The sequence below is a fragment of the Spongiactinospora gelatinilytica genome, from assembly GCF_003236385.1.
Classification (GTDB): domain Bacteria; phylum Actinomycetota; class Actinomycetes; order Streptosporangiales; family Streptosporangiaceae; genus Spongiactinospora; species Spongiactinospora gelatinilytica.
Genome location: NZ_POUA01000060.1, coordinates 1 through 25,706, shown reverse-complemented (window position 1 = coordinate 25,706; position 25,706 = coordinate 1). Strand labels below are relative to the sequence as shown.

29 protein-coding genes, 2 tRNA genes and 1 other RNA gene are annotated in these 25,706 nt (G+C 69.7%); 16 read left to right on the top strand and 16 right to left on the bottom strand.

The annotated features are described in order from the left end of the window. Positions 1–319 precede the first annotated feature (319 nt). The 3 genes from C1I98_RS10565 to C1I98_RS10555 form a co-directional block, all read right to left on the bottom strand. On the bottom strand, positions 320–1,027 hold the full coding sequence (locus C1I98_RS10565; protein WP_111166978.1) for a sulfotransferase family protein: 708 nt from the start codon (positions 1,025–1,027) through the stop codon (positions 320–322). Between the two features lie 122 nt (positions 1,028–1,149). Beyond that, entirely contained in the window at positions 1,150–1,920 is a 771-nt protein-coding gene (locus tag C1I98_RS10560; RefSeq protein ID WP_111166977.1) for a bestrophin-like domain, read from the bottom strand. Positions 1,921–2,012: 92 nt separating this feature from the next. After that, the gene (locus C1I98_RS10555; RefSeq protein WP_111166984.1) at positions 2,013–2,687 is read right to left on the bottom strand and encodes a TetR/AcrR family transcriptional regulator; all 675 of its coding nucleotides are present in this window, start codon (positions 2,685–2,687) and stop codon (positions 2,013–2,015) included. A 152-nt stretch (positions 2,688–2,839) separates the two neighbouring features. On the opposite strand from C1I98_RS10555, the gene C1I98_RS10550 reads away from it, so the two are divergent. Next, on the top strand, positions 2,840–3,634 hold the full coding sequence (locus C1I98_RS10550; protein WP_146607357.1) for a hypothetical protein: 795 nt from the start codon (positions 2,840–2,842) through the stop codon (positions 3,632–3,634). A 28-nt stretch (positions 3,635–3,662) separates the two neighbouring features. Here the strand turns inward: C1I98_RS10550 and C1I98_RS10545 are convergent, their stop codons facing one another. The 5 genes from C1I98_RS10545 to C1I98_RS10525 form a co-directional block, all read right to left on the bottom strand. Continuing rightward, positions 3,663–4,721 (bottom strand): aspartate-semialdehyde dehydrogenase, encoded by a 1,059-nt coding sequence (locus C1I98_RS10545; protein ID WP_111166975.1) that lies wholly within the window; start codon positions 4,719–4,721, stop codon positions 3,663–3,665. Then, positions 4,718–6,064 (bottom strand): aspartate kinase, encoded by a 1,347-nt coding sequence (locus C1I98_RS10540; RefSeq protein WP_111166974.1) that lies wholly within the window; start codon positions 6,062–6,064, stop codon positions 4,718–4,720. The genes C1I98_RS10545 and C1I98_RS10540 overlap by 4 nt, the downstream gene beginning before the upstream one ends. 109 nt (positions 6,065–6,173) lie before the next feature. After that, positions 6,174–6,713 (bottom strand): DUF5063 domain-containing protein, encoded by a 540-nt coding sequence (locus tag C1I98_RS10535; protein ID WP_306461853.1) that lies wholly within the window; start codon positions 6,711–6,713, stop codon positions 6,174–6,176. After that, a complete protein-coding gene (gene recR, locus C1I98_RS10530) occupies positions 6,706–7,305 on the bottom strand; it encodes a recombination mediator RecR (protein ID WP_111166972.1) in 600 nt (199 codons plus the stop codon). The genes C1I98_RS10535 and recR overlap by 8 nt, the downstream gene beginning before the upstream one ends. Before the next feature lie 3 nt (positions 7,306–7,308). Further along, a complete protein-coding gene (locus C1I98_RS10525) occupies positions 7,309–7,659 on the bottom strand; it encodes a YbaB/EbfC family nucleoid-associated protein (protein WP_199536851.1) in 351 nt (116 codons plus the stop codon). A 404-nt stretch (positions 7,660–8,063) separates the two neighbouring features. Here C1I98_RS10525 and C1I98_RS10520 point away from each other — a divergent pair, with 404 nt between their 5' ends. Then, a complete protein-coding gene (locus tag C1I98_RS10520) occupies positions 8,064–9,689 on the top strand; it encodes a helix-turn-helix domain-containing protein (RefSeq protein ID WP_111166971.1) in 1,626 nt (541 codons plus the stop codon). Between the two features lie 123 nt (positions 9,690–9,812). Here C1I98_RS10520 and C1I98_RS10510 read toward each other — a convergent pair whose 3' ends face one another. Both C1I98_RS10510 and ffs read right to left on the bottom strand, forming a co-directional pair. Next, positions 9,813–12,137, bottom strand: a complete 2,325-nt coding sequence (locus C1I98_RS10510; RefSeq protein WP_199536850.1) for a DNA polymerase III subunit gamma and tau — start codon at positions 12,135–12,137, stop codon at positions 9,813–9,815. A gap of 16 nt (positions 12,138–12,153) precedes the next feature. Continuing rightward, an RNA gene (gene ffs, locus C1I98_RS10505) (signal recognition particle sRNA small type) lies at positions 12,154–12,249 on the bottom strand. Positions 12,250–12,331: 82 nt separating this feature from the next. Between ffs and C1I98_RS10500 the strand changes: the two genes are divergently transcribed. The 7 genes from C1I98_RS10500 (at position 12,332) to C1I98_RS41300 (ending at position 17,453) form a co-directional block, all read left to right on the top strand. Next, a tRNA-Ser gene (locus C1I98_RS10500) sits at positions 12,332–12,417 on the top strand. Positions 12,418–14,077: 1,660 nt separating this feature from the next. Then, positions 14,078–14,446: a helix-turn-helix transcriptional regulator gene (locus C1I98_RS10495; RefSeq protein WP_233507673.1), complete on the top strand. Its 369-nt coding sequence runs from the start codon at positions 14,078–14,080 to the stop codon at positions 14,444–14,446. A gap of 99 nt (positions 14,447–14,545) precedes the next feature. Then, positions 14,546–14,986, top strand: coding sequence for a VOC family protein (locus C1I98_RS10490; protein WP_111166969.1), 441 nt, complete (start codon positions 14,546–14,548; stop codon positions 14,984–14,986). A gap of 51 nt (positions 14,987–15,037) precedes the next feature. After that, positions 15,038–15,907, top strand: a complete 870-nt coding sequence (locus tag C1I98_RS10485; RefSeq protein WP_158557985.1) for a neutral zinc metallopeptidase — start codon at positions 15,038–15,040, stop codon at positions 15,905–15,907. Between the two features lie 105 nt (positions 15,908–16,012). Next, positions 16,013–16,315: a type II toxin-antitoxin system VapB family antitoxin gene (locus C1I98_RS10480; protein ID WP_111166967.1), complete on the top strand. Its 303-nt coding sequence runs from the start codon at positions 16,013–16,015 to the stop codon at positions 16,313–16,315. 12 nt (positions 16,316–16,327) lie between these two features. Next, positions 16,328–16,897: a GntR family transcriptional regulator gene (locus C1I98_RS10475; RefSeq protein WP_111166966.1), complete on the top strand. Its 570-nt coding sequence runs from the start codon at positions 16,328–16,330 to the stop codon at positions 16,895–16,897. A 379-nt stretch (positions 16,898–17,276) separates the two neighbouring features. Further along, on the top strand, positions 17,277–17,453 hold the full coding sequence (locus C1I98_RS41300) for a hypothetical protein (RefSeq protein WP_158557984.1): 177 nt from the start codon (positions 17,277–17,279) through the stop codon (positions 17,451–17,453). Between the two features lie 50 nt (positions 17,454–17,503). On the opposite strand, the gene C1I98_RS10470 is transcribed toward C1I98_RS41300, so the two are convergent. Next, positions 17,504–17,803 (bottom strand): hypothetical protein, encoded by a 300-nt coding sequence (locus C1I98_RS10470; RefSeq protein WP_111166965.1) that lies wholly within the window; start codon positions 17,801–17,803, stop codon positions 17,504–17,506. Positions 17,804–18,056: 253 nt separating this feature from the next. Between C1I98_RS10470 and C1I98_RS10465 the strand changes: the two genes are divergently transcribed. Continuing rightward, a complete protein-coding gene (locus C1I98_RS10465; protein WP_111166981.1) occupies positions 18,057–18,788 on the top strand; it encodes a dienelactone hydrolase family protein in 732 nt (243 codons plus the stop codon). Between the two features lie 67 nt (positions 18,789–18,855). Here the strand turns inward: C1I98_RS10465 and C1I98_RS10460 are convergent. The 4 genes from C1I98_RS10460 to C1I98_RS10445 all read right to left on the bottom strand — a co-directional run bounded on the left by C1I98_RS10460 (position 18,856) and on the right by C1I98_RS10445 (position 20,472). Beyond that, positions 18,856–18,943, bottom strand: a tRNA-Ser gene (locus tag C1I98_RS10460). Between the two features lie 34 nt (positions 18,944–18,977). Next, a complete protein-coding gene (gene tadA / locus C1I98_RS10455; protein ID WP_233507671.1) occupies positions 18,978–19,433 on the bottom strand; it encodes a tRNA adenosine(34) deaminase TadA in 456 nt (151 codons plus the stop codon). 22 nt (positions 19,434–19,455) lie between these two features. Further along, on the bottom strand, positions 19,456–19,947 hold the full coding sequence (locus C1I98_RS10450; RefSeq protein WP_111166964.1) for a tRNA adenosine deaminase-associated protein: 492 nt from the start codon (positions 19,945–19,947) through the stop codon (positions 19,456–19,458). A gap of 15 nt (positions 19,948–19,962) precedes the next feature. Continuing rightward, complete coding sequence (locus C1I98_RS10445; protein ID WP_111166979.1) at positions 19,963–20,472, bottom strand: tRNA adenosine deaminase-associated protein; 510 nt, start codon at positions 20,470–20,472, stop codon at positions 19,963–19,965. A gap of 151 nt (positions 20,473–20,623) precedes the next feature. Here C1I98_RS10445 and upp point away from each other — a divergent pair, with 151 nt between their 5' ends. From upp to C1I98_RS10420, 6 genes are all read left to right on the top strand, one after another. Continuing rightward, complete coding sequence (gene upp, locus C1I98_RS10440) at positions 20,624–21,262, top strand: uracil phosphoribosyltransferase (RefSeq protein ID WP_111166963.1); 639 nt, start codon at positions 20,624–20,626, stop codon at positions 21,260–21,262. A gap of 219 nt (positions 21,263–21,481) precedes the next feature. Then, entirely contained in the window at positions 21,482–21,754 is a 273-nt protein-coding gene (locus C1I98_RS10435) for a hotdog family protein (protein WP_111166962.1), read from the top strand. 95 nt (positions 21,755–21,849) lie between these two features. Next, a complete protein-coding gene (locus tag C1I98_RS42735) occupies positions 21,850–22,008 on the top strand; it encodes a hypothetical protein (RefSeq protein WP_199536849.1) in 159 nt (52 codons plus the stop codon). After that, positions 22,005–22,535 (top strand): PH domain-containing protein, encoded by a 531-nt coding sequence (locus C1I98_RS10430; protein WP_111166961.1) that lies wholly within the window; start codon positions 22,005–22,007, stop codon positions 22,533–22,535. Before C1I98_RS42735 ends, C1I98_RS10430 begins: the two co-directional genes overlap by 4 nt. A 133-nt stretch (positions 22,536–22,668) precedes the next feature. After that, the gene (locus C1I98_RS10425) at positions 22,669–24,027 is read left to right on the top strand and encodes a helix-turn-helix domain-containing protein (RefSeq protein WP_111166960.1); all 1,359 of its coding nucleotides are present in this window, start codon (positions 22,669–22,671) and stop codon (positions 24,025–24,027) included. A gap of 143 nt (positions 24,028–24,170) precedes the next feature. Beyond that, positions 24,171–24,848, top strand: a complete 678-nt coding sequence (locus tag C1I98_RS10420) for a FadR/GntR family transcriptional regulator (RefSeq protein WP_111166959.1) — start codon at positions 24,171–24,173, stop codon at positions 24,846–24,848. Positions 24,849–24,993: 145 nt separating this feature from the next. Here C1I98_RS10420 and dnaN read toward each other — a convergent pair. Further along, a partial coding sequence (dnaN, locus tag C1I98_RS10415) for a DNA polymerase III subunit beta (RefSeq protein ID WP_111166958.1) occupies positions 24,994–25,706 on the bottom strand: 713 nt, incomplete at its 5' end.

The following is a 25,706-nucleotide window of genomic DNA, read 5'->3' as shown; positions in this document are numbered from 1 at the left end:
CCCAAGACCACCCCGCGGCCCACCGCGAGCTACCGCGCCCAAACCTCCATCCTGGACAAGTACACCGAACGGCGGGCCGGGATCGACCGGACGATCGTGATCGTGTTCTTCACCGTCATCGTGGTCGCCACCGTCGTAGCCGGCGCCGGCAGCGCCGCCCGCCGCCGCGGCTGACCCCAGGCCAGACCAGGCCACTGAGGGCCCGGCAACCTCGACTCCCCGGTGGCCGGAGCCGCGCCAGGAGTGGGCCCAGGGTCGGTGGGGTCCGTGGCCGGACCCTTCGGTTTGTGTTGGTGCAGCGGGGCTTCGGCGGGTGGTGTTACTGCCGGGGGGCGGTTGCGTCGGTGGGGAAGACGCCCTCGGTGACCAGCTTTTCCAGGGTTTCGCGCATCCACTCGGACTCGTTCAGGTGTGGAAACGGCTCGCCCGTTGGTACCTCGACGTCCAGGAACCGGCACAGGGGCTCCCAGCCCTCCCGTACGTCGAACACCAGCAGCCGCTCCGCGGGGAGGACGGCCTTGACCGTCTCGATGTGGCGGTCGAACGCCGCCACCGCCGCGCTCTCCTCCGGCAGCTCCATGTTGGCGAAGTGGACGCCGAGCGCCTCCTGGGAGATGCGGTCGGTCACCGGGCGGAGGCGTTCCATCCGGGCGAACATCTTCTTGGCCGCCGGTGGCAGGGCGTCCGGAAGCGCGCGGCCGGGGCCGACGGCCATCAGGGCCTGCATGCTGCGGTACCAGCTCTGCGGGTCGCGGACGGTCAGGACGACCTTGGCGTCGGGGTACGCGGCGGCCTGCTCGCGCCAGAAGTGGCTGGCCGGCCAGTCGGTGGCGGACCGGTATCCGGAGAGGACCTTGTCCCAGTCCAGGGGCTCGCCGGAGCCCGCGGGCAGCCAGCGCTCGATGTGGTCGGGCTTACTGAGGATCTCGAACATGTGGTAGCAGGGGCCGAACCCGAGCCGTTCCAGCGCGACCTTCAGCGAGCGGGTCCCGGTACGCGGGAAACCGGCGCCGATCACTTGCAACATGTGACTCTCCTCTGCCTCGGGGCGGTTTCCCGTCCCACTCGGTGGGGAATTCAACACGTGTTTAGTTTATTTGCCGCGCCCGGCGGTCCCAGATTCGCCCCCTTACTCCTCGCGTCGCGAGATCAGCTCTGTGGCGGCGCCAGTTGCCGGTCGATGCGGTCGAACTGCTGCACGGCCACCTCGAACGCGGTCGGCTCCACCGCGTTGAAGCCGCTGTAGGGGTGGCTGCTGAGCTGCACGAACACCACGCCCACGACCACCACCGTGACCCGGATCGCGTCACTCACCACGGTGGCGAAGGTCGGCCGGATGCCGAGCGTCCAGGGCAGCGCGATCACCAGTGCGCCGGACAGTGCCATCGAGATCATGAAGATGTCTTCCAACCGGGTCGCCGCGTCATCCGCGCGCAGGGCGCGGGCGTGGCTCAGGTCGGCGGCCCGGCTCAGGGCCTCCTGGCGGAGGTTTTCGTGCGCCGGCTCGGCCGGGCGCAGCCGGTGCAGGGCCGCGCGCAGCTCGTCGAGCGTGCGGCCGGGCAGCGGGGACAGCGTGTCGTTGCTCATCATCGGCCAGTCGAGGGTGATCGACTGGTTGGTGTACTGCCTGATCTGCACCTTGAGCGGGGCGGCCTCCGGGATGGGGGCCAGCGTCCAGTACAGCTCGGTCAGGGTCTCGCTCTCGGCCGCGGAGTCGGCTTCGGCTGCGGTGATCGCGTCCTTGCACAGCACCACCGCGTACGCCAGGACCAGCAGATAGACGGCGAGCGCGATGTTGGCGGCGAAGTCGACCGCGCTGAACCGCTGCTCCTGATGCTCCTGGCCCTTCTTGCGCAGGACGACGATGGCCAGAACTAAGAGGACGAACGCCGCCGACGCGGCGATGCTGACCCAGCCCATGGGGGGACCTCCAAGCGCGCACCAATGGTGGTACTACCGAGGGTAATCGCACGAGTACGCGATTTCACGGGTTTCGGTGAGGTCGGTGGGACTCAGGTGCGCAGCTCGTGTACGGTGGCCAGAAAGTCCCTGGTGACACCCCGCAAACCCGGCAAATGCGACAGGCCCACCAGCCTGACCACCAAGGGCACCGTCCGCTCGATCAGCCGGTAGGTGCGGGCGCACTCGGGCGAACTGTCATGCACCCAGAAGAGCACCACTCCCATGGACAGCAGCCACAGCAGCTCGGGCAGCTCGGCGCGCAACTCCTTGTCCATCCGATCCGTCGAGCCCTCCACCACCTTCCGGTAGATGGCGATGGACGCCTCCCGGGACGGACTGGAATCCGCGCTGAACGGACTGAGCGGATTGCTCGGCTCCGCGGCGTGCTTGAAGAACTTGACCGCGAACTCGTGGTACGGCTCCGACACCCGCACCCACGCCCGCAGTACGCCCGTCAGCCGCGCTTCCAGCGTCCGCTCCCCCGCCAGGACCTCCTGGCAGGCCGCCTCGTGCTTCTCCTGGGCGCGGTCGTAGTACGCCTGGATCAGCGCCTCCTTGGAGGCGAAGTAGTAGTAGGCGTTTCCCACAGAAATGCCCGCCTCCGCGGCGATGGCACGCATTGTGGTGGCCTCGTAACCACGTTCCTGGAAAAGGCGCAGCGCCGTCTCGACGATGAGCTTGCGGGTCGATTCCGAACCCCGGTTCCGTTGGGTGGGTTCAACCACGTTCGTCACTGTACGTCCCGTCCCCCTGCTCGGTCATGAACCCTAACGGTGATCGCCACCACACCGCAAAGACTCTCCGCGCCCAGGTCTCACCCCGCCGGAAACGTGGGATTGATCCTCCTCGGAGGGGCAATCCGCGAAAAGGGATCAACATGGGGACCAGTCCCTGCAAACGGGGGCCCGTGCGGTTCGCCGCGTGCGTGTTGCTCGCCGTACAGACTTCCATCATCGCGCTCACCGCGGCGGAAGCCGACACGGCACACGCCCGCGTCGCGCTCGACGCCGGCTCTCCGGCAGACACGGCCGGCACAACCGGCACAACCGGCACAACCGGCACGGACGGCGCGCACGACACCGGCGGCACCGGCGGCACGCGTGCCGCCGAGGCGCTGCCGGACGTACACGGGCGGGCGCGCGAGATCACGTTCTATCTCGCGCGGGTGCTGCCCACGGACGTCGCCTACCGCGCCGCGACACCGACCGTCCAACACGTCGCCCAGGCCGTCCAGGACCGCGGCGAGGCCGCGTCCGAGCGCAAGCGTGCCCGCGCCGCCGTACGGCTCGGCCACCACAAGGCCATGCGGCGGGTCAAGCGGTCCGGGATCAGGTGGCACTCGTCCGGTGGGTGTACCAACCGGGAGGTGCGGACCTGCACCTCGCTCGCGTCCGTGCGGGCCGGGACCATCTCGGCGGTGATCGCGCTGAAGCGACGCAGCCAGTGCCCGATCAAGATCACCGGTGGCACCGAGGCCGGGCACGCGCCCGGCGCCTACAGCCACGGCAACGGGTACAAGCTGGACATCACACTCAACGCCTGCGTGGACCACTTCATCACCCACAACTACCCGCTCTACAGCGTGCGCGGCGACGGGGCCCGGCTCTACCGCGGGCCCGGCGGCGACGTGTACGCCAGGGAGAGCGATCACTGGGACATCCTGTTCCGGTGACCGCCTCCCCGGCATCGGGACCGCGGCGTCAGCCGGCCAGCTCGGCCGCCACCAGCTCGGCGATCTCCGCGGTGTTGAGCGCCGCGCCCTTGCGCAGGTTGTCACCGCAGACGAACATTTCGAGCGTGTTCGGGAAGTCGAGCGCCTGGCGGATGCGCCCGACGTAGGTCGGGTCGGTGCCCACCACGTCGGCGGGCGTCGGGTAGACCCCGGCCGCCGGGTCGTCGAGCACCACGACGGTCGGCGCGGCCGACAGCACGTCTCTGGCCTCGGCGACCGTGACCGGCTCGGCGAACGTCGCGTGGACCGCGACCGAGTGGGTGGTGATCACCGGCACGCGTACGCAGGTGGCGGAGACCTTGAGGTCGGGAATCCCGAGGATCTTGCGGGACTCGTTGCGGACCTTCAGCTCCTCCGACGCCCAGCCGTCCTCCTTGAGCGAACCCGCCCACGGCACCACGTTGAAGGCGATCGGCGCGGGGAACGGCGAATCGGCCAGATCGGGCACCGTCTTGCGTACGTCGCCCGCGACCGTGCCGACGGTCCGGTCACCGGCCAGCGCGGCGACCTCGTCGTACAACCGCTCCGCGCCGGCCGCGCCCGCGCCCGACACGGCCTGGTAGGAGGCCGCGACCAGCTCACGCAGGCCGTACCGGCCGTGCAGCGTGCCGAGCACGGCCATCATCGACAGCGTGGTGCAGTTGGGGTTGGCGATGATGTTCTTCGGCCGCTCGCGTACGGCCTCGGCGTTGCACTCGGGGACGACCAGCGGCACCTGCGGGTCCATCCGGAACGCGCCGGAGTTGTCCACGGCGACCGCGCCGCGGGCGGCGGCCACCGGCGCCCACTCCGCGGACACCTCGTCGGGCACGTCGAACATCGCCACGTCCACGCCGTCGAACGCCTCGGGGGACAGCGCCCGCACCACGACGTCTTCGCCGCGCACGCGCAGCACCTTGCCCGCCGAACGCGGCGAGGCGATCAGCCGGATCTCGCCCCAGACGTCGGGGCGGCCGGACAGGATGTCCAGCATGACGGTGCCGACCGCGCCGGTCGCGCCGACCACGGCCAAAGTGGGCTTGCTCATCGTCCGGTACCTCCGTAAACCACCGCTTCAACCTGGTCGGCGTCGAGATCGAAGGCGCGGTGCGCCGCGCTGACCGCCGCGTCCACCTCGTCCTGTCCGACGATCACGGAGATCCGGATCTCCGAGGTCGAGATCATCTCGATGTTGACCCCCGCGTCGGCGAGCGCCGCGAAGAACGTCGCCGTCACGCCGGGGTGGGAGCGCATGCCCGCGCCGATCAGCGACACCTTGCCGATCTGGTCGTCGAAGAGCAGCGACTCGAACCCGATCTGGTCCTGGGCCCGCTTGAGCGTGGTCAGCGCCGTCGGACCGTCGGTGGCCGGGAGCGTGAAGGAGATGTCGGTACGGCCGGTCGCGGCGGCGGACACGTTCTGCACGATCATGTCGATGTTGATCTCCGCGGCGGCGAGGATCTTGAAGATGGCCGCGGCCTCTCCCACCTTGTCGGGCACCCCGACAACGGTGACCTTCGCCTCGCTCCGGTCGTGCGCCACGCCGGAGATGATCGGCTGCTCCATCTCGCTTCCTTCGCTGGTGCTGGTGCTGGTGCTGGTGCTGGTGCTGGTATTGGTATTGGTGCCGGTGCCGGTGCCGGTGCCGGCTTCGGGCCGCCTGGAGGTCACCCAGGTGCCCTCCCGCTGGCTGAACGAGCTCCTGACGTGAATGGGGAGCTCGAACCTGCGCGCGTACTCCACGCAGCGCAGGTGCAGGACCTTGGCCCCGCAGGCGGCCATCTCCATCATCTCCTCATAGGAGATGCGCGGAATCCGCCGAGCCGCCGCGACGATGCGGGGGTCGGCCGTGAAGATCCCGTCCACGTCGGTGTAGATCTCGCAGACGTCGGCGTCGAGCGCGGCGGCGAGCGCCACCGCCGTGGTGTCGGAACCGCCGCGGCCGAGCGTGGTGATGTCCTTGGTGTCCTGGGACACGCCCTGGAACCCCGCCACGATCGCGATCTGGCCGACGTCCACGGCCTCCTTGATGCGGCCGGGCGTCACGTCGATGATCCGGGCCTTGCCGTGCTTGGAATCGGTGATCACACCCGCCTGCGAGCCGGTGAAGGACCGCGCCTCGTGCCCGAGGTTGGCGATGGCCATCGCCAGCAGCGCCATGGAGATGCGCTCGCCCGAGGTGAGCAGCATGTCCAGCTCGCGCCCCGGCGGCAGCGGGGAGACCTGCTGGGCGAGGTCGAGGAGCTCGTCGGTGGTGTCGCCCATCGCGGAGACCACCACGACGACCTCGTTGCCGGCTTTTTTCGTCGTGACGATCCGCTGCGCGACCCGCTTGATGCTGGCCGCGTCGGCGACAGACGAACCACCGTACTTCTGCACAACGAGCGCCACTGTAAGTCTCCCGAGGGACGTAGGGGCTGTGGAGCTCACAGTTTACGGTGCGCACGGCATGCCGCTTCTGGCCAGCCCACCATATGGGACGGCCGGGCGGCGACCTCCGCTACGACCCGGTGCGCTCCTCCACCACGTCGAGCCTGGTGTGCGCGACCAGGGCCTGAAGCGCCCGCATCGCCGCGCCCGCGTGGTTGCCCCAGGTGTTGAAGTAGCTGTACTGCCACCACCACAGGGCCTCCAGGGGACGGCCGGCGCGGTGGTGACGCAGCCCGTGGTACAGGTCGGCGGCCACCGCGGTCAGGTCGTCGGAGAGGCGGTAGGCGGTGACCCCGGTGTCCTTGTAGGGGTCGAAGACCTCGGCGTAGACGTCGACCTCGCCGAACCGCTCGGCCAGCGCCGCACGGACCTCGTCGAGGTCGGGGTCCTCGCTCATCGGGGGCTCCCAGTTGCCGGACAGGATCACGTCCTGGCTCGCCCCGAGCTGCGCCCCGGCCAGACTCACCTGCGCGACCTCCATCAGCAGCAGCGCCAGCGTCGCGTCGCCGCCCTCGCCGCCGGCCAGCCGGCTCAGGCCGTCCAGGTAGTTCTCCGCGTGCCCGGCCACGGTCTCGGCGAGCTCACTCCACTCGGCAGACATGTCAGACATCAAGGAGCCTCCGCCCTTCGAAAGCGCGGCCCAAGGTGACCTCGTCCGCGTACTCCAGATCGCCGCCCACCGGCAGGCCGCTGGCCAGCCGGGTGACCCGTACGCCCATCGGTTTCACCAGGCGGGCGAGGTAGGTCGCGGTCGCCTCCCCTTCGAGGTTGGGGTCGGTGGCGATGATGAGTTCGGTGACCTGGCCGTCGGCCAGGCGCGTCATCAGCTCGCGGATGCGAAGGTCGTCGGGGCCGACGCCGTCGATGGGACTGATCGCCCCGCCGAGCACGTGGTACCGCCCGCGGAACTCGCGGGTCTTCTCGATCGCCACGACGTCCTTGGGTTCTTCGACGACGCAGATCACATGGAGGTCGCGGCGCGCGTCGCGGCAGATCCGGCAGTCCTCCTCGGAGGCGACGTTGCCGCACACCCGGCAGAAGCGGACCTTGTCCTTGACTTCGAGCAGCGCGTGCGCCAGCCGTTTGACGTCGGCCGGATCGGCCGCCAGCAGATGGAACGCGATCCGCTGCGCGCTCTTGGGACCGACGCCGGGCAGCAGGCCCAGCTCGTCGATCAGGTTCTGGACGACCCCTTCGTACATCGTCTAGAACCCTGGAAGCTGCCCGAAGCCGCCGCCGCCGAGGCCCTGAGCGAGCGGGCCGAGCTTCTGCCGCTGCAACTCGGACGCCGCGCGCACGGCGTCGCGGACCGCGGCGATGACCAGGTCGGCGATCGTGTCGACCGTCTCCTGGGCGTCTTCGGCGTCCACGACCTCCGGCTTGATCTTCAGCTCCTGCAGCTCGCCGGCGCCGTTGACCGTCGCCACGACCAGCCCGCCGCCCGCCGAGCCCTCGACCCGTGCGTCGTTCAGCTCCTGCTGGGCGCTCGCGATCTGCTGCTGCATGAGCTGGGCCTGCTCCATGAGCTGCTGCAGGTTGACATCACCTGGGTTCACCGTCGTGCGCTCCTCGTGGCCTTCGCGTGGGTGGGGTTCGTGCCGTCGCCACGAGCCTACGGTGTTTGGACGGGACGGCGCACCGGCGGCGGCCTGTGTTCCCTTTCAGGACCGCTTCCGGGCCGCTTCCGGGCCGCCTTCGAGCCGTCTCTGGGCCGTTCCTGGGCCGTTCGGCGGGCCGCCGACCGGGCCCCGGCGCGTCTCGGGACGTCCGGGGCCCGACCGCCACATCCGCCGGGAATGGCCGCACCAGGCGGCTGCCGTCAGTGAAGCTAGCGAGGGCCGGGTTGCGTACGCGTTGCGCCCGCAGTTTCACTTTCCGTGTCTGGGATTGGCCGAATCGGTTGCGCGGGCCTGCCGAAAACCCTGATGCTCGCCGATGAAACGACTACTGGGGGTGGTCTATGCGTGACAGGCGCGTGCCCGCGGTACCCGCCGCGGTGGCGCTGAACCCGGACGAGTACGCTGGCCGGCTCCATGACTGGCACGAGGCGGCCGTCTCCGACCATCCAGGCGACCCGATCACGCAGCGCGACGAGCCTGCCTCGCCGTCCGGCGAGGCGGACGCACAGCACGGCGAAACCGACCGAAACCATGACAGGCCACCCGGGACACCTGACGGACCGCGCCGGGTCATCGCCGCGTCCTGGCGTCGTTCCCTCAGCGCGGGCATCGATCCCGAACGGCTGTGCTCCTACCCCGGCTACGAGACGGACGACATCGGCGACGCACGGCGCTCGCACCCCATCGGGCCGCACCTGCCGATGCTCGCCTCGACGCTGCTGCGCACGGTCTACTGCACCGGCATGATCATGACCGTGGCCGACGCCGACGGCCGCGTACTGTGGCGCGACGGCAGCAACCAGGCGCTCGCGCTGGGCGAGAGCGTCGGGCTGTGCGACGGCTTCGTCTGGGCCGAATCGGCGGTCGGCACGAACGGCATCGGCACCGCGCTGGCCGCGGGCCGGCCGGTCCACGTCTATCCCGCCGAGCACCTGGTGAAGGCGCTCCAGGAGTGGTCGTGCTCCGGTTCGCCGATCAGCGACCCCGACACCGGCGAGATCGTCGGCTGCGTCAACGTCAGCGGTACGCCCGACCACCTGCACCCCGCGACGGTCGCGCTGGTCCACGCCGCGGCCAAGCTGACCGAGAGCCACCTCGCGCTCGACCTGCGCGAACGCGACGCCCGCCTGCTGGCCCAGCACGAGGACCGCGCCCACACCTCCCGCGCCACCGGGCGGAGCGCGCTGGTCACCGCCACGGGCCGGGTCCTCGCGGGCGAACTCCCCGGCGTCCCCGGCGCCGCCGGCCTCGCCGCCGTCACCGGCGTCACGGGCCATCCGGTCGACCGGATCGCGCTCCCCCGCAACGGCGACACCGTACTGCTCCGCGACGGCACCGTCGGCCTGATCGAACCCTTCGGCAACGGCTATCTGGTCTATCCCACCCAGCGGGTCCCGGCCACCGTGCTCACCCTGTGCTTCCTGAGCGCCGACCACCCCACGGCCCACCTGGACGGAGTGCCCGTCCACCTCTCCCAGCGGCACGCCGAGATCCTCGCCCTGCTGGCGCTCAACCCGGGCGGCATGACGGCCGACCAGCTCTCCTTCCAGCTATATGGAGACCTGGGCAAGCCGGTGACCATCCGGGCGGAGATGCACCGGCTGCGCGACCAGCTCGGCACGGCGGTGGCGGGCAAGCCCTACCGGCTGACGTGCGAGGTCACCGCCGACTTCCTCGAAGTACAGCGGCTGCTCGCGGGCCATGACCCGGCGGCCCTCGCCCAGGCGTACCGCGGGCCGCTGCTGCCACGGTCGGAGTCGCCCACCATCCGCCGGACCCGCGACGAACTGGAGGGCCAGGTACGCGCCCGACTGCTCCAGGACGGCTCGGCCGGCGCGCTGTGGCACTACGCACAGACCCAGTACGGCCGAGACGACCCACACGTACTCGAACGCCTCACGATCCTGCTCCCCCCAGGCGACCACCGCGCCGCCGTGGCCCGCATCCGCCTGTCCGCCGACGACTGACTCCCCCGCTCCACCCAGGACCGAAGCGGGGTTCACGGCATCCGGCTGTGCTTAGGGAAGGGAACGCTCGAACCGGACATCGCGCACGTCGGCCACTCCGCAGGACGTAGTGCGGAGCGATGGTCAGGCGTGGTCGATTTCCTCGATGATCCGGCCGCCGAGTTCGCGCTGGATGAGCGCCATGCCGGACAGCTCGTCCACGTCGGCGTCCGCGTCGTTCTCCGGATCGACCTCGTCGTTGACCGAACCGTTGGACGCCGTCGCCTGCCGTGCCGGGACGGCGTCGGGCCAGGCGGCGCCACCGCCGCCGCCCTGCCTGGAGCGGGACTGGACGGCTTGCTGGGCGGCCTGCGCGGCCGTACGGGCGGCGGCGATGCCCGCGCTCGGCGCGGGCGGCGAGCCGGGGTCGTCGGGGGGCGGCGCGTCGGGCCAGGTCTCGTCGGTGGTGGGCGCGGGCCGCGCCTGCGTCGGTGCGGCCGAACCGCCCGAACCGCTCTGCGGGCCGTTCTGGCCGTTCTGGCCGCTCTGGCCGCTCTGGCCGCTCTGGCCGCTCTGGCCGCTAGGACGGCCGGCGTGGGCCTGGGCATCGCCCCCCCGGCCCTGTGCGCCTCCCTGAGGGCCGTGTGAGCCTCCGGGGGGCGGCGATTGCGGACCGCTCGGTCGCGGCCCCGCATGGGGCCCTCGCGAGCCGCCGCCGGGCCGCGAGGGCGAGCCGCCGCTCCCGGCCCCGAACGGTGTGCCCGGCCCGCCGCCGGAACCCGTGACGGCTTCCACCCGCCAGGTCCCGCCCATTACGTCGCCGAGCGCCGCGGCCACCACCGTGTCCTTGCCGCCGCCCACGAAGTTCTTCATCGCGCCGACCTGCGCGAAACCGAGCGTGACGACATTGCCCTCGACGCCGACCACCTGGGCGTTGGTGTTGACGTTGGCCCAGACGACGATGCTGCGGCGCTTCAGCGCGCCCAGCACGGCGGGCCACGCCTGCCGTAGGTCACCGCTACCACCGGCGGACGCAGGCGCAGGCGGGGGCGTGGAAGCAGAGGCGGGCGCGGGAGCCGAAGGCGGAGCGGGGCTCGCCGTACCGGCGGCCGGGTCCGCGGACGCCGCACCGGGACGCACCGCGGCGGGCCACCCGTCATCCCCGGCCGGACGCTCCTGCGCCGGGACCTTCTCCTCGGCCCGCACGACAGGCGCCCGCTCCGGAGCGGCCGGTTCAGGCGCGGCCGGTGCAGGAGCCTGTACCGGCGCCTGCGCCGCTCTCTGTACCGGCGCCTGCACGGGCCCCGTACCGGAGCCAGAGCGCTCCAGCCGTTCCAGGCGGGCCAGCAGCGCGGCCTCCCCCTGCTGCGCGGACGGCAGCAGCACACGCGCGCACATCAGCTCAAGCAGCAACCGGGGCGAGGTGGCCCCGCGCATCTCGGTCAGCCCCGCGTTGAACACCTCGGCGGCGCGGGTCAACTCGCCCGGCCCCATCGAGGCGGCCTGCTCGCGCAGCCGTTCCAGCTCGTCGGCTGGCCGGTCGAGCAGCCCACTGCCCGCCGCCTCCGGCACATTCGCCAGGATCACCAGGTCGCGGAAGCGCTCCAGCAGGTCGGCCGCGAACCGCCGCGGATCGTGCCCGCCCTCGATCACCCGGTTGACGGTGTGGAAGACCCCGGCCCCGTCACCGGCCGCGAACGCGTGGACCACCTCGTCGAGCAGGTCGCCGTCGGTGTAGCCGAGCAGTGAGGCGGCCCTCGCGTACGTGATGCCGTCGTCATCGGCCCCGGCCATGAGCTGGTCGAGCACGGAGAGCGAGTCACGCGCGGAACCCGCGCCCGCACGGACCACCAGCGGCAGCGCCTGCGGCTCGAACGGCACGCCCTCGCTGGTCAGGATCTCCTCCAGCAGCGCGCGGAGGGTCGTCGGGGGCATGAGCCTGAAGGGATAGTGGTGGGTCCGCGACTTGATCGTGCCGATGACCTTCTCCGGCTCGGTCGTCGCGAACACGAACTTCAGGTGCGGCGGCGGCTCCTCGACGAGCTTGAGCAGCGCGTTGAAACCCTCGCGGGTCACCATGTGCGCCTCGTCGATGATGTAGATCTTGAACCGCGCGGCCACGGGCGCGAAGAACGCCCGTTCGCGCAGGTCGCGCGCGTCGTCCACACCTCCGTGCGACGCGGCGTCGATCTCGATGACGTCGAGGTGCCCGGGCCCGGTGGGGGCCAGCGCCACACACGACTCGCACTCCCCGCAGGGATCGGGCGTCGGACCCTTCGCGCAGTTGAGGGATCGCGCCAGAATGCGCGCGCTGGACGTCTTGCCGCACCCGCGCGGCCCGCTGAACAGGTAGGCGTGATTGATCCGCCCGCTCCGCAACGCCTGCCGCAGCGGATCGGTCACATGCTCCTGGCCCTTGACCTCAGCGAACGTCCCGGGCCGGTACTTGCGGTACAGCGCGAGGCTCATGCGGGTCCCCTCCAGCTAAAGAGACCCCCCGCACACCCGCCAGAGCCCGCTTATCCTTGCTGCCTTCCGGCCCTGGGGAGGTTCACAGGATGACGCCGCGCGAGGGGTCCACCGACAGTCTAGCCATGCTCACGAGTGCTCGGGGCACGGAATCCCGGTCCCCTTCACCCGCGAGTTCCGGTAAGCTGCTCAACGGAGGATTCGCCTAGTTGGCCTAGGGCGCACGCTTGGAAAGCGTGTTGGGGGCAACCCCTCACGAGTTCGAATCTCGTATCCTCCGCTCCTGGTTGAGACAGGGAACGCCAGAGGGGCCGGTCGATCCAGCCGGCCCCTCTCGCATGTCACCGCCCCGGTTGCGCGGCGAGCGATCTTGGGGCCGCGTCCCTCAAGCCACCCTGGGCGGCTCCTGCGAGCGACCGGAGACGTCCAATTTCTCCCGGTCGTTAAATGGGTGTGGCATGCTGTGTACTGCCCGGGTATGCGCCGGCGATAGCGGTTTTGCTATCGACAGCGGCAAAAGTCACAGACAAGGCAGCGCCAGTGGGCCTTCAATAAAGCTGGTAAACGGATATGCCGGAAGCCAGGCTGGGAGAGTCCAGTGGATCCCACAGGTCCTGACCCCACCAAGTCGGTCCCTCACCATCAATGAGCGGACGGGCCTCCCCGGAAAAGGCGGAGTTCCCGAGGCGCCCCGCCCTGATGACCCTCCGGCCAGAAGCAGGCGGCGCAACTCCTGGCACCGGTTCCTGGGCCGGAACACAGGTGAGTGCGGGAGTCATCGCCGCGGTCACCAGCGTGCCGGCGCTCGCGGTGGGCGTGTCGGCATGGCTGCTCCCCCAGGGTGGCGGCAAGAGCAACGATGTGCCAGAGCAATATCTCGGCACCTGGAGAGGGCGGGTCACAATGACCCTCCCCGACCCCGCTCGGGAGGGAACAGGGACGGGAATTGACGACTGACGATAGAGCAGGGCGGTATCGGCGACACCATCGCAGATCAACGCGCCATCGACTGGGGTCAGGCGAATAGCTGCTCACGTAGCTGGCAGCTCGCCGAAGTCAACGGCGACCACCTCATTTTGAAGGCCGGCAACACCGGCGCCCCGGCCAACGCGTCACCGGGACAGGCCTGTCTGGCGGATCTGACAATGAGTGTCCGGCTGACCGATCAGGCAAGAATCGCGATCCAAGCGAACTACAACATCCTCGGAACGGTCACGGGGGCGTTCAGCGGTTCTCTGACACGACAGCGCTGAACGTGGCCGGGCGCCCGGCCGCCGGTGGGCGACCGAGGTACGTCGCCAGAGGCAAAGCTTCGAGCCGCCACTGACGGACCAGGCCGGCCACGACCAGATCCTCCCGCCAGGACGGTGCTGGCGGCAGCCGGTCAGGCCGTTGCACCAGCCCCAACTCCTCAGCCGCATCCCTGTCTGGGGCGGCACCGAACTTTCCACCGTGGGAAGTTCGGCTGTGTCATGCTGGCTTCGTAGTGCCACAAGTTGCTTGTGGCGCCGAGCCAAAGAACGGGCCCCTGTCCTCTGAGCCTGGACAGGGGCCCGTTCGCCTGGCGGGGCCAGGCGGTGTGAGCGTTCTACCGGAAGATCGAGATCAGGAAGGCGGCTACGGCCAAGCCTGTCCGGATCCAGCGGTGTAAGCGCTCTGTGTCCCGCGGGTGGCGGGGTGGCGGGTCATCCATGTGTCCTCCTGCCTCCGAGTTGCCGAACCTGTCTCGGTCCGACATCGATGACCGGACCCGCGTGGTCCGACTCGGTTGGAGGCGGTATGTACGACTCGCCGTCGCCGACCTTACTAGCGCCGCCTTGCCCATGGGGCTGGAACCGGGTGATCGTCCCTGCGTGTGCCAGGATCGGGGGATGGGGGCGAAGGCTGAGCGGCGGGTGGATACCGGTCGTTTGCGGCGGCTCAGGGTGGCCAAGGATGTCATGGATCGGGAGTGGGCCGGGCCGCTGGATCTTGATGTGGTGGCGGCCAGGGCGGGGTATTCGCGCTACCACTTCGTGCGGTGCTTCAAGGCGGCGTACGGGGAGACGCCCGGGCAGTACCTCAGCAGGCGCAGGATCGAGCGGGCGCAGGATCTGTTGCGATCGGCCAATCTGACGATCACCGAGATCTGTGTGCTGGTCGGGTTCAGCAGCCTCGGGACGTTCTGCACGCGGTTCAAGCAGGTCACCGGCGTGACGCCGGGTGAGTTCAGGGTCAGGGAGCGGGCGCGGGAGCAGCCGGCCGTTCCGGGGTGTTTCGTGTTGCTCTGGGCGGGTGGGTTCGCCCAGCCGGACCGGGCGCGGGACTGAGCAACTTTCGAGAAGGCGTACGGCGGGGCGGGTGTCTAGCGTGTGAGGCACAGAATCGCACGAAACGGCACGTCAGGACGCTGCGAAAGGAGCCCGGAAATGATCAAGGGTCTGGGGATATCCACCGTGTGGGTGCTCGACCAGGATTCGGCGAAGGAGTTCTTCACCGGCAAGCTCGGCCTGGAGATCCGGACCGACATGACGCTCGGCGAGGGCGGGATGCGGTGGATCACGGTCGGCACCAAGGACCAGCCCGAACTGCAGATCGCGCTGATGGCGATCGGCACGTCCGCGCAGGATCCGGAGTCCGGGGAGCACCTTAGGGCGCTGGTGGCCAAGGGGGTGCTGGGCGCGGGGGCGTTCACCACCGACGACTGCGAGGGCGACTACCAGCGGCTGTCCGCCAAGGGGGTCACGTTCTTGCAGGAGCCGCAGAAGCGGCCGTACGGCATCGAGGCCATTTTCCGTGACGACTCGGGCAACTGGTTCAGCCTCACCCAGCCGTTCGCCGAACGCGACGAGAGCGCGGACTGGGAGTAGATCCCGACATAACAGGGCATCTCACCATAAGTGGTCAATCAACCACTCCAGGTGAGCAACGGGGGAAGCATGCCGGAACACCGCACACCATCGCGGCATCGCAGCGGAACGGCGCTCCGGCTGCTCACCCTCGCCCTCGGCACGTGCATGGCGGTCGCCGCGTGCCCGAGTCCCATCCGGGGCGACGACCCGCCCGGCGCGGGCGGCGCGGGCGGGCGGCAACCGGCGCCGCTCCCCACCGAACTGCCCACTGCGCTGCCCACCGGGGCGGGCGAGTGCGAGAAGGCCGCCGCCCGGCCCGAGGACTGCCGGATCGCCCGGATGGTGCGGAGCATCGAGAGCTACTGGACCGGCTACTTCCGGCGGCGCGGCGGCCGGGCGTACCGGCCGGCGCGGGCGGTGCTGTTCGAGCAGCGGGTCCGCAGCCCGTGCGGTGTCGCGACCGGGTCCGTGGGACCGTTCTACTGTCCGCGCAACGAGCGGGTGTACCTGTACCGGACCTTCTTCGACACCCTCGAACGCGACTTCGCCGCCGCCGGCGGTGCGCTCGCCCAGGCGTACGTGATCGCGCACGAATACGGCCACCACGCGCAGAACCTGCTCGGCGAGATGGGGAGTTCGAGCGAGGGTTCGCTGGGCGAGGAGCTTCAGGCCGACTGCTACGGCGGGGTGTGGGCGAAGTACGCGGTGAACACCAGGTTCTTTCCCCGGCCGTTCACCGAGGCGGACATCAGGAGATCGTTCGAGTCGGCGGAACAGGTCGGGCGGAAGACCATCGACATGGACCCGCGCGGCGAATCCGACTCGGAATGGTCATCGCGCCCCGATCGCGGATCATTCGACGAACGCAGGCAGTGGTTCACGACCGGCTACGAAAGCGGCGATCCGGCCCGTTGCACGGGCCCCGGTGGACGCGCCTGACCAGCGCAGGTGACGGTTGTCTCATTGGTACCGAATGTGCACCGAATGCGCAGCGAACGCGCGTCCACCACCCGGTGATCTCGCTCATCTCATAAACTACGTAGGGTGATCTTCAAGCTGGTCGGCGACGGACGTCCTTATCCCGAACACGGTCTCTCCAATCGCGATTGGGCCCAGATACCCCCGCGGCAGGTCCGGCTCGACTCTTTGATCACCACGAAGGCCGTGCTGGACCTTCACTCGCTGCTGGCCAAGGACTCCACGTTCTACGGCGACCTGTTCCCGCACGTGGTCCAGTGGCAGGGCGAGTTCTACCTTGAGGACGGCCTGCACCGTGCCCTCCGCGCGGCCCTGCACCAGCGTTCGGTACTGCACGCCCGCGTACTCGAACTCACCGACCCCGGCTGAGCCCCGCACCCCATGAACGAACCGTCAGCGAAGCGGCCCCGGGTGCTCGTCAGCCGCCCGCTGCCGACCGACCCGGCCGTCCGCGGCTCTCGGTCGCTGTTCCTGAGCCAAGCCGCCGAGCAGGGCATTCGCGCAGACCGGCGGATGCTGTACGTCGGCCCCGAGCCCGCCGGCCGCAACGTGGCCGAGTGCCTCCAGGTCGTCCCGGGCGATGAGGTGATCGCGCGGCGCAAGCTGATGCTCGCCAACGACGTTCCGGTACGTATCGCCACCAGCTACTTCCGGGCCGACCTGTTCGCCGGCACCCGCATCGCCCAGCCCGGCTTCGTGCTGCCCACCCTCCAGGCCGCACTGGAAGCCCTCGGCCACCGCTTCGGCCGGGCGGAGGAAGTGCTGACCGCCCGGCGTCCCACCGCTTTGGAGGCCGAGACGCTCGATCTCGACCCGGGCGAGTGGGTGGTCCAGGTGGTCCGCACCGGCTACGGCACGGACGGCACACCGGTCCACACCCTTGAGACGATCTGCGCGGCCGACCGGCATGTGTTCCCCATCCGGCAGGTCACCGGGGCCGACGAGTTCTGACCCGACGAGTTCTGATCCAGACGCGCCAGGGACCGGGGCACGTCGGGCGAGGGCTCCGGGCTACCAACTCGGAGCGCCTCGCCCAGGCAGAGGGCTCCGCGAAGAGTCACCTGCACCGCAGCGACGATACCGCCTGGCCGTTCTGGCGTGCGCTTCTCTGTGTAATCAAACGATAGCCGGGACGGGTTTCACCGACTCCTGGGGTGAGCGGAGTACCAAGCGGCTGTGCCGATAAGGGGTGCGCTGCCCACACAAGGGCAGTAGAGTCACTCGTGTCACGGACGCTCCGTAACGGGACTACTACCACCCGTCACATATCGGACGTTGCCGACATCGCTCCGCGAAGCTCTTAATTCACCCAAGCCCAAGTGAGGGAACATTGGAGATCCTGCATCCCCTTCTCGCGGCCGGGGTCATCCTCGCCGTGCTCGCCGTCGCGTACTACGCCATCCGGCGCGTCTCCGACGTCGCCCCCGCGCGGATCGCCGGTGTACTGCTCGCGCTCGCCACGCTGATCGGCGCGATCCCCCTGCTCATCAAGGTCCTTACGCCCTGACATGACCCGGGCCCGGCGTCGCCGGGCCCGGTTTCACCGTCCCTCTCGCCTCACGGCTGGATCACCACGCATCGCCACCCTTCGAGGGTGCCGTTCCACGGGAAGACGTGGCCGCAGTGGTACAGGCCCGCGTCCGTGCCCGAACGGATCTTGACATCGACGTTGGCATAGCCGAAGCCGCTGCAACTTCCGCCCCAGAGCTCGTAGTAGCCCTCTTCCGTCTCCGACGTGAGCCCGCCGAACCAGCAGTCGTGTAAGTCGGCGGCGTACGCGGGCGGGGCGGTGAGGAGCGTACCGGCCATCGCCGCCGCGCCGACCGCCAGGGCCGGCACCGATCTCGTGATCTTCACGGCGCTCCTTCCTCGGGGCCGCACTTGGACCAGGTAGGACCACCGCAAACGGTAGTCAGCGCACCTGCGAACGCCCAGAGGCGTCTGTCACCGGTTCGTTGTGAACTCCTCAGCCCCTCGTGCTACTTTCGGGGTCGCCGTGCGTCACTGCGACCTGAGGAGGTGAGACCGATCAACGCTGTCACCGGTCGGGCCTCCCTCCCTCGCATGGCCTAGGGAGCCCGCAGAAGGCATCCCGAAAGGCGTGAACGCCATGCGCTTCACCTCTCAGACGTCGTCCGGCGGCGTCTCCGAACGACTCTTCACCCTCGGCGAGATCCCCGGCGTGCTGTGGACCCCGCAAGACGCCACCGGCCCTCGCCCCCTGATTCTGATCGGCCACGGCGGCGGCCGGCACAAGAAGGACCCCGGCGTCCTGGCGCGTGCGCACCGCTTCGTGGCCGAGTGCGGCTTCGCGGCCGCGGCGGTGGACGTACCCGATCATGGCGACCGGCCGAAGCAGGAGAAGTACCAGCGGATCGCGACCGAGATCCAGGCCCGCGCGCAGGCCGGGGACGATCCGGCTCCGCTGATCGCCGAGTTCCAGGCGCTCGTGGCCCGCCAGACCGTCCCGGAGTGGCAGGCGGTGCTGGACGCGGTCCAGGCGCTTGAGTACGTCGGCGTCGGCCCGGTGGGCTACTGGGGCGTGTCGCTGGGCTGCGGCCTCGGCGTCCCGTTCGTCGCCGCCGAGCCCCGCGTCCGCGCGGCCGTCCTCGGCCTGGGCGGCGCCCAGGCGTCGGCGGAGGCCGCCGCGCGGATCACCGTCCCGGTGGAGTTCCTGCTCCAGTGGGACGACGAGCGAGTGCCGAGATCCGAGGGCCTGGCGCTGTTCGACGCCTTCTCCTCGGCCGAGAAGACCCTGCACGCCAACCCCGGCAAGCACGGCGACCTGCCGGCGTTCGAGCTGGACAGCACACTCCGGTTCTTCGCCAGGCACCTGCGCTGAGGCCACCCGCGGGCCGCCCGCGCCAAGCAGAAAGCCCGTCCCCCCACAAAGGGGACGGGCTTCGGGGTGGCGGTGGAGGTGGGATTTGAACCCACGGTAGGTTGCCCTACACACGCTTTCGAGGCGTGCGCCCTCGGCCACTAGGCGACTCCACCGTCGAGCAGCCTACCGGAAAACGACTAGTGGACGTTACCTGCGGGTGGCGAAGAAGTCGCTGAGCACGGCGGCGCATTCGTCGGCGAGGACGCCCAGGACGACCTCGGGGCGGTGGTTGAGTCTGCGGTCGCGCAGGACGTCCCAGAGGGAGCCGGCCGCGCCGGCCTTCTCGTCCGTCGCGCCGTACACGACGCGGGCCACCCTGGAGAGCACGGCGGCGCCCGCGCACATCGTGCACGGTTCCAGGGTGACGACGAGGGTGCAGCCGGACAGGCGCCAGTCGGCGTGCTCGCGGGCCGCCGTACGGAGGGCCAGGATCTCGGCGTGCGCGGTGGGGTCGTGGGCCGCCTCGCGGGCGTTGCCGGCCGCGGCGATCACCGCGCCGGCCGGGTCGAGCACGACCGCGCCCACCGGGACCTCGCCGGCCTGCGCGGCGCGGCGTGCCTCGGCGAGGGCCAGGCGCATCGGCTCCTCGAAGGCGGTGTCCATCAGCTCGCGGATACGGCGGAGGTCACCGCAGGCGGTCCAGTTCGTCGGCGAAGGAGAGGCGTTCGGCGATCACCGAGAGGGTGTCCGCCGGGAGCACGCCCTCCTCCATGCTCAGCTCCAGCAGCTCCTCCGCGCTCACCCCGAGGTCGCTGAGCAGCTCGAAGTCGCCGGCGGGGCGCACCCCCAGGTCACTGGACTCCTTGTCCGGGGCGACCCCCGCCAGCTCGGTGAACAGCTCGCCGAGCGCGTCGGTCACACCCGCCTTGTCGTCGGAGATGAACGCCCGCGGCTCCTCGTCGCCCTCGTACCGGGCGATCGCGAACCACTCGTCCTCGACCTCCACGCAGAGCAGCGCGATCTCGTCGCCGCTCACCTCGAGATGCTCCTGTACGGCGTCGCTGAGATCATCCACGATCTCGGCGTCCCGCAGATCCACCTCGGCCCCGTTCCAACCGTCCCCGGTCCGGACGAAGGCGGCCGCGAACAGGCTGCTGCCAATGGGTTTGGAGGGCATGTACTTGCTCCTGGATCAGCCGAACACCGAGTCGAGGGCGCGTTCGAACGGCTCGGAGAACCCCAGCCGCGTCGCGATGCTGGACAGCACCTCGTCCGGGAGCAGCTCGAAGTCGCCGGACAGCGCGCCCAGCTCCATCTCGTCCAGGCCGAGGTCGGCGAAGATCGACAGATCGCCGGCCGGGAGCGCGATCTCCTCGTCCTGGAGGATCGCGTCCAGTTCGGCCTCGTCCGGCACCGGTACGTCGAGGTAGTCCAGGGCCTGGCGGGCGAGCGGCCAGTCCCACGACGCGGTGATGTCGGACAGGAAAAGGTCTACCCGGTCACCGAACACCCTTAATGCCACGAAGAACTCATCCCCCACGGCGACCAGGCCAATCGTGCCGCTCATACTCGGCTGCTGGCGAAGGGCGTGGATGAGCCCCCGCAGGTCGGAGGTCAACGCCACCGGCAGCATCCCGGCTTCCCAGTGGTCGTCCTCCCGATATACCACGATGGCGAAGTCGAGCACATCTTCGTCTGTCATCGTCACCCCACCGACGTGGTCACTTGCCATGGTCAATCGTCCCAGAAGGCACCCGCCGCCGTGGGGATCTCCGACCAAATTGTGATCCAAAAACGCGATGACGGCCCGGTCCCGTAGTCGGTCCGCGCCCCAGCGACTACGGTTGACGCCCATGGAGACACTGGTCGTCGACCACCCCCTGGTCGCGCACAAGCTCACCGCGCTGCGGGATGTGCGCACCGACTCGCCGGCCTTCCGGCGGCTCGCCGACGAACTGGTCACCCTACTCGCCTATGAGGCCACCCGCGACGTGCGGATCACCCACGTGACGGTCGAGACGCCGGTCTCGCCGGCCCAGGGCGTACGGCTGGCCCGGCCCGCGCCGCTCGTCGTACCGATCCTGCGGGCCGGCCTCGGCATGCTCGAAGGGATGACCCGGCTGCTGTCCACCGCCGAGGTCGGGTTCCTCGGCATGATCCGCGACGAGGGCACGCTGACGGCGCAGACCTACGCCACCCGGCTGCCGGAGAGCCTGGCCGGCCGCCAGTGTTACGTGCTGGACCCGATGCTCGCCACCGGCGGCACGCTGACCGCCGCGATCGAGCTGCTGTTCGAGCGCGGCGCGGCCGACGTCACGGCGATCTGCCTGCTGGCCGCGCCGGAGGGCCTGGCCCGGGTGAAGACCGCCTTCGCCGGCACCGGACGGCCGGTGCGCGTAGTGACGGCCGCGGTGGACGACCGCCTCGACGTCAAGGGCTACATCGTCCCCGGGCTCGGCGACGCCGGAGACCGCCTGTACGGCATCGCCTGAAACCACGGACCCAACGACGCCGCAGCCCACCGCGCCGGTTGGTCAAATCCGCGCAATCCCCTGACGCCATTGTCAGCCTCAGTTACATACTGTTGTCGTATGGGTACGTCGAGTGACGAAGGCATCTCTGCCGTGTCCCGTCCGAAACGACAGACACGCATCGGGGAGAACGATGAGCGAGCTGATCCGCCGGTCCTCGGCGGCCATGGAAGCGGCGGCATGAGCCGGCCCGACGACGCCGACACCCCTCCCTATGTCGACGTCGAGGCCGCGCTCCGCGACGAGTTCGCCGGCGTACACGCGCCTGCGACCGTCACCCGCTGCATCGAGGCCGCGCACTACGGGGCCCTTGAGGTCGCCGGTGGTGCGCACCGGGGTCTGGTGGAACGGATCGCGCGCAAGCACCTTGAGGTTCTCGCCCTGGTCGCCGCCGAAGGCGGATGGCCACCGATGGCCGAGGGGGCCCGGGCAACGCGGCGCCGTCGCGGATGACCCGGGACTGTCATGGTAAGGACGCTTTACCCCAGCAACAGCCTGGGTAATGTATACGGCGGGTGCAGTGGGCCGAGCGGTAACGGGAGACGACAGTGCAGGTCAAGAAGGTTCTACAGTACACAGGGATCGCCTTCGTGGCGTTCTACCTGCTGTCCAGGCCGGGTGATGCGGCGTCAGCCGTGCGGGGCGCGATGAACTCCGTGTTCACCGCCGCCGACTCACTGGCGCAGTTTGTGACGCAACTGTCATGAGACTTGTGACCCACGGGGACTCTGCTCCGTCGTCGGTCAACCGCTACCTGCTCCCCCACGAAAACCAAGTCATCATGGTCAGGCGGCACCCCGCCATCCTGCTTCGCCCGGTCGCCGAGGTCTTCGGCGGCCTGATTCTGGCCGGGTTGCTCAGCAGGTGGTTCGGCGGGAGTGCCGGCGGTCAGGCCCTTGTCGTCGTCTGGTGGGCCTGGTTGCTGTTGTTGATCCGCTTCGTATGGAAGGTCGCGGAGTGGTCGGTCGACTACTTCGTGGTGACCTCCCAGCGGATGCTGCTCACGTACGGCCTCATCACCCGCAAGGTGGCGATGATGCCACTGGGCAAGGTGACCGACATGAGCTTCCAGCGTTCGGTGCTGGGGCGGATGCTCGGCTACGGAGAGTTCGTCCTGGAATCGGCCGGTCAAGATCAGGCTCTCTCGACGGTCAACTACCTTCCGTATCCGGAGACCCTCTACCTAGAGGTGTGCCAGATGCTCTTCCCGGGCTCGGACCCGGCCGATGATTAGTGCCTGATCGTCCTTTGTTCCCGTGTGTGAACGATCGTTCACACACGGGATTCTTCACGTGGGGTTACCCATTTCCTCGCCTTTATGCAATCATGACGAGAACATTGACCATTACCCCGCCCTGAGAGATCAGATGCCGAGTCAGGGATCCATTGGTGACCGCGTCCGAGGATTGCGGCTGAGCAGGCGGATGTCCCAGGCCCAACTGGCCGGGCCCGACCTCTCCGACAGTTACGTCTCTCTCATCGAGTCGGGTAAGCGTACCCCGACTCCCGTGGTAGCCCGACTCCTGGCCGAACGACTCGGTTGCACCACCGAGTTCCTGTTGCACGGCATCGAGCCGCGGCAGCGGATCGACACGGAGCTGGGGCTGCGCCACGCCGAGCTGGAGCTTCAGCACGGCGATCCGGCAGTGGCAGCCGACCGGTTCGGCGAGATCATCAAGGCGGCCGGCGAAGAGAACGCCATGCTTGCGGCGCATGCCCGGTTCGGGCGGGCGCGTGCGCTCAAGGCGCAGGGCAAGCTGGGCCCGGCCGTGGAAGCCTTCGAGAGGTTACGGCGCGAGGCGGCGGCGCACCCCGAGCGCCTGGCCGACCTTCCGCTCACCATCGCGCTGAGCCGCTGCTATCAGCGCGCCGGAGACACCCTCCGGGCTCGTGACCTGGCCGGACACGCCCTCCGCCAGGTCTCGCGGCTCGGGGTCACGCACGGCGAGATCGCCGTGGACCTGGCCTCCGTGCTGGTGGAGGCCGGAGCCGTACACGGCCAGCAGAACGGCACGCTGTCCTACGTGCGGCAGGTCCTCGCCGACAACGACATCCCCAGGGCGATCGACCGCGAGCAGGAGGTGCGCGCGCTGTGGCGGGCCAGTGTCACGGCCGCGCAGGGGGACGACTCCGCGCTCGCCGTACGACTCGCCGACGACGCCATCTCCACCGGCAGGCCCGCGCGGATGGCCCTGCGGCTGGCCAAGATCGCCATGGAGTGGTCGCGGCTGGTCATCGGCCCGGTCGGCGAGAGCCGTCCGGGCGAGGCGCGGGAGCACGCCACCGCCGCGATGCGGATCTTCACGGCGTTCCCCGCGCACGTTGACGAGCGCGCGACCAGCATGGTCGTGCTCGCTCACGTCCACCTCGCGAGCGGAGAGTACGGCGAGGCCGCGCGCCTCGCGGGCTCCGCTCTCGAACTACTCGATGGTTCCACCACACCCACCGCGGCGACCGCGCACCTGGTGCTCGCGGAGATCGCGATGGCCTCCGGGCAGGGCGGCGACCCGGCCGTAAGCCTGAGCAACGCGCGCAAGCTGCTCGAAAGCGCGCCTGCCGGGGAGGTCGACCGGCGACACGCCCGCGCGTGGCGGGAGCTGGGCGATCTTTACGGCAGAGCGGGCTTCGAAGACGATCAAGCCGGCGCTTATCATAGAGCGCTCCAAGCGGTCGGAGTGCGTTCCGCGCTCACCGGCCTGGCCATCGACTCGGTGCTCACCGTCTGATCGACTCCCGAGGTCAGCCGGGCGGGCGTCCCGGCTGACCCGGCCCCCCCTCTCGCGGGTCCACCGTCTCGCGTCTGGAATAATCGGTGGTCTACCGGTCATCGACTCATGGGATGACTGGTTTCCCCGGAGGAGGCGGGACTGTGAGTCTGCGTACGGCACAGCGGGCTTCCCTGGTGGACCAGGTGATCGACCAGCTCAAGGAGCAGGTCGTCACCGGTTCCTGGGCGTTGCACGCCAAGATTCCCACCGAGACCGCGCTCGCCGAGCAACTCGGCGTCGGTCGTAACACCGTGCGTGAAGCCGTGCGTGCGCTCACCCACGCCGGCCTGCTCGACTGCCGTCAGGGCGACGGCACCTACGTGCGCGCCACCAGCGAGCTCTCCGGCGCCATGCTGCGCCGGCTACGCCAGGCCGAGCAGCTGGAAATCCTGGAGGTCCGCCGCGCGCTGGAGATCGAGGCGGCCCGGCTGGCCGCGACCCGGCGCACCGAGGGCGACATCCTGCTGATCGAGGAGGCCCTGGCGGTCCGCGAGCGGGCCTGGGAGAGCGGCGAGCCCACCGCGTTCGTGGAGTCGGACCTGGAGTTTCACATGGCGGTCGTCCGGGCCACCCACAACCAGGTGCTGCTCGACCTGTACGAGGACTTCACGGCCGCCCTGCGGGCCAGCATCACCGCCGCGGGCACCTCTCCCAACAGCTCCTACATCCCGCACGACGCCATCGCCAGGGCCATCGCGGCCGGTGACGCCGCCGCCGCCGAGCGCGCCGGGCACGCCTGCATGGAACACATCCTGATCGCCCTCACCGACGGAGAGTAGGACTTTCGGCAGCCGTCCCAGCGGCCCGCCTGGCGATTAAACACCACTCATTTCACGTCAGTCACGAATGACCAACTCATTCACTCGGCAAGTAAACCGATCTTTATTTCACGCGTCGGAGCCTTCATCGAAGGTCATTCGGTAATCACCCGAGGCGCAGCGACATTACCAGGTAACGGAAGTCAGGGTCGGCGTCACCGGGCACACCGGAGATGAGGGCGGGTCGTGTTGCGGACTCCATGTTGAGCCGCACCAGCTCGCCCTCCACCCCGGCGAGCCCGTCGAGCAGCCAGTGCGACTGGAAGGCGATCTCCAGGTCGTCGCCGGTCAGGTGGCATTCGACCGCCTCGGCCCCGCGGCCGATGTCACCCGCGCCGGCCTGGATCAGCACGCGGCCCTCGGAGAAGGAGAGCCGGACGGCGGTGTTACGCTCCGCGACCAGGGCGACCCGCTTGATCGCCTCGATGAACGGCGCGACGCGCAGATCGGCGCGCACGGACCACGCGCCAGCCAGCCGCGAGCGGTAGTCGATGAACTGCTCGTCCAGCAGCCGGACCGTGGTGGCCCGCCCCACGCTCTCGAACCCGGCCACCCCGTCGCCCAGCGCGACCGCGACCTCCCCGCCGCGCAGCGACCTGGCCACATCGACCAGCACCCGGGCCGGGACCATGGCCGCCGCGGTGAAACCGGGCCGCTCCGGCCGCCAGTCGTATTCACGGGCCGCGATCCGGTAGCGGTCGGTCGCGGCCATCGTGACCTTGTCGTCGGCGAAGTCGAAGCGGATGCCGGTCAGCATCGGCAGCGTCTCGTCCCGGCTGGCCGCCGGGGCCACCTGGGCGATCGCCGCGGCGAACACGC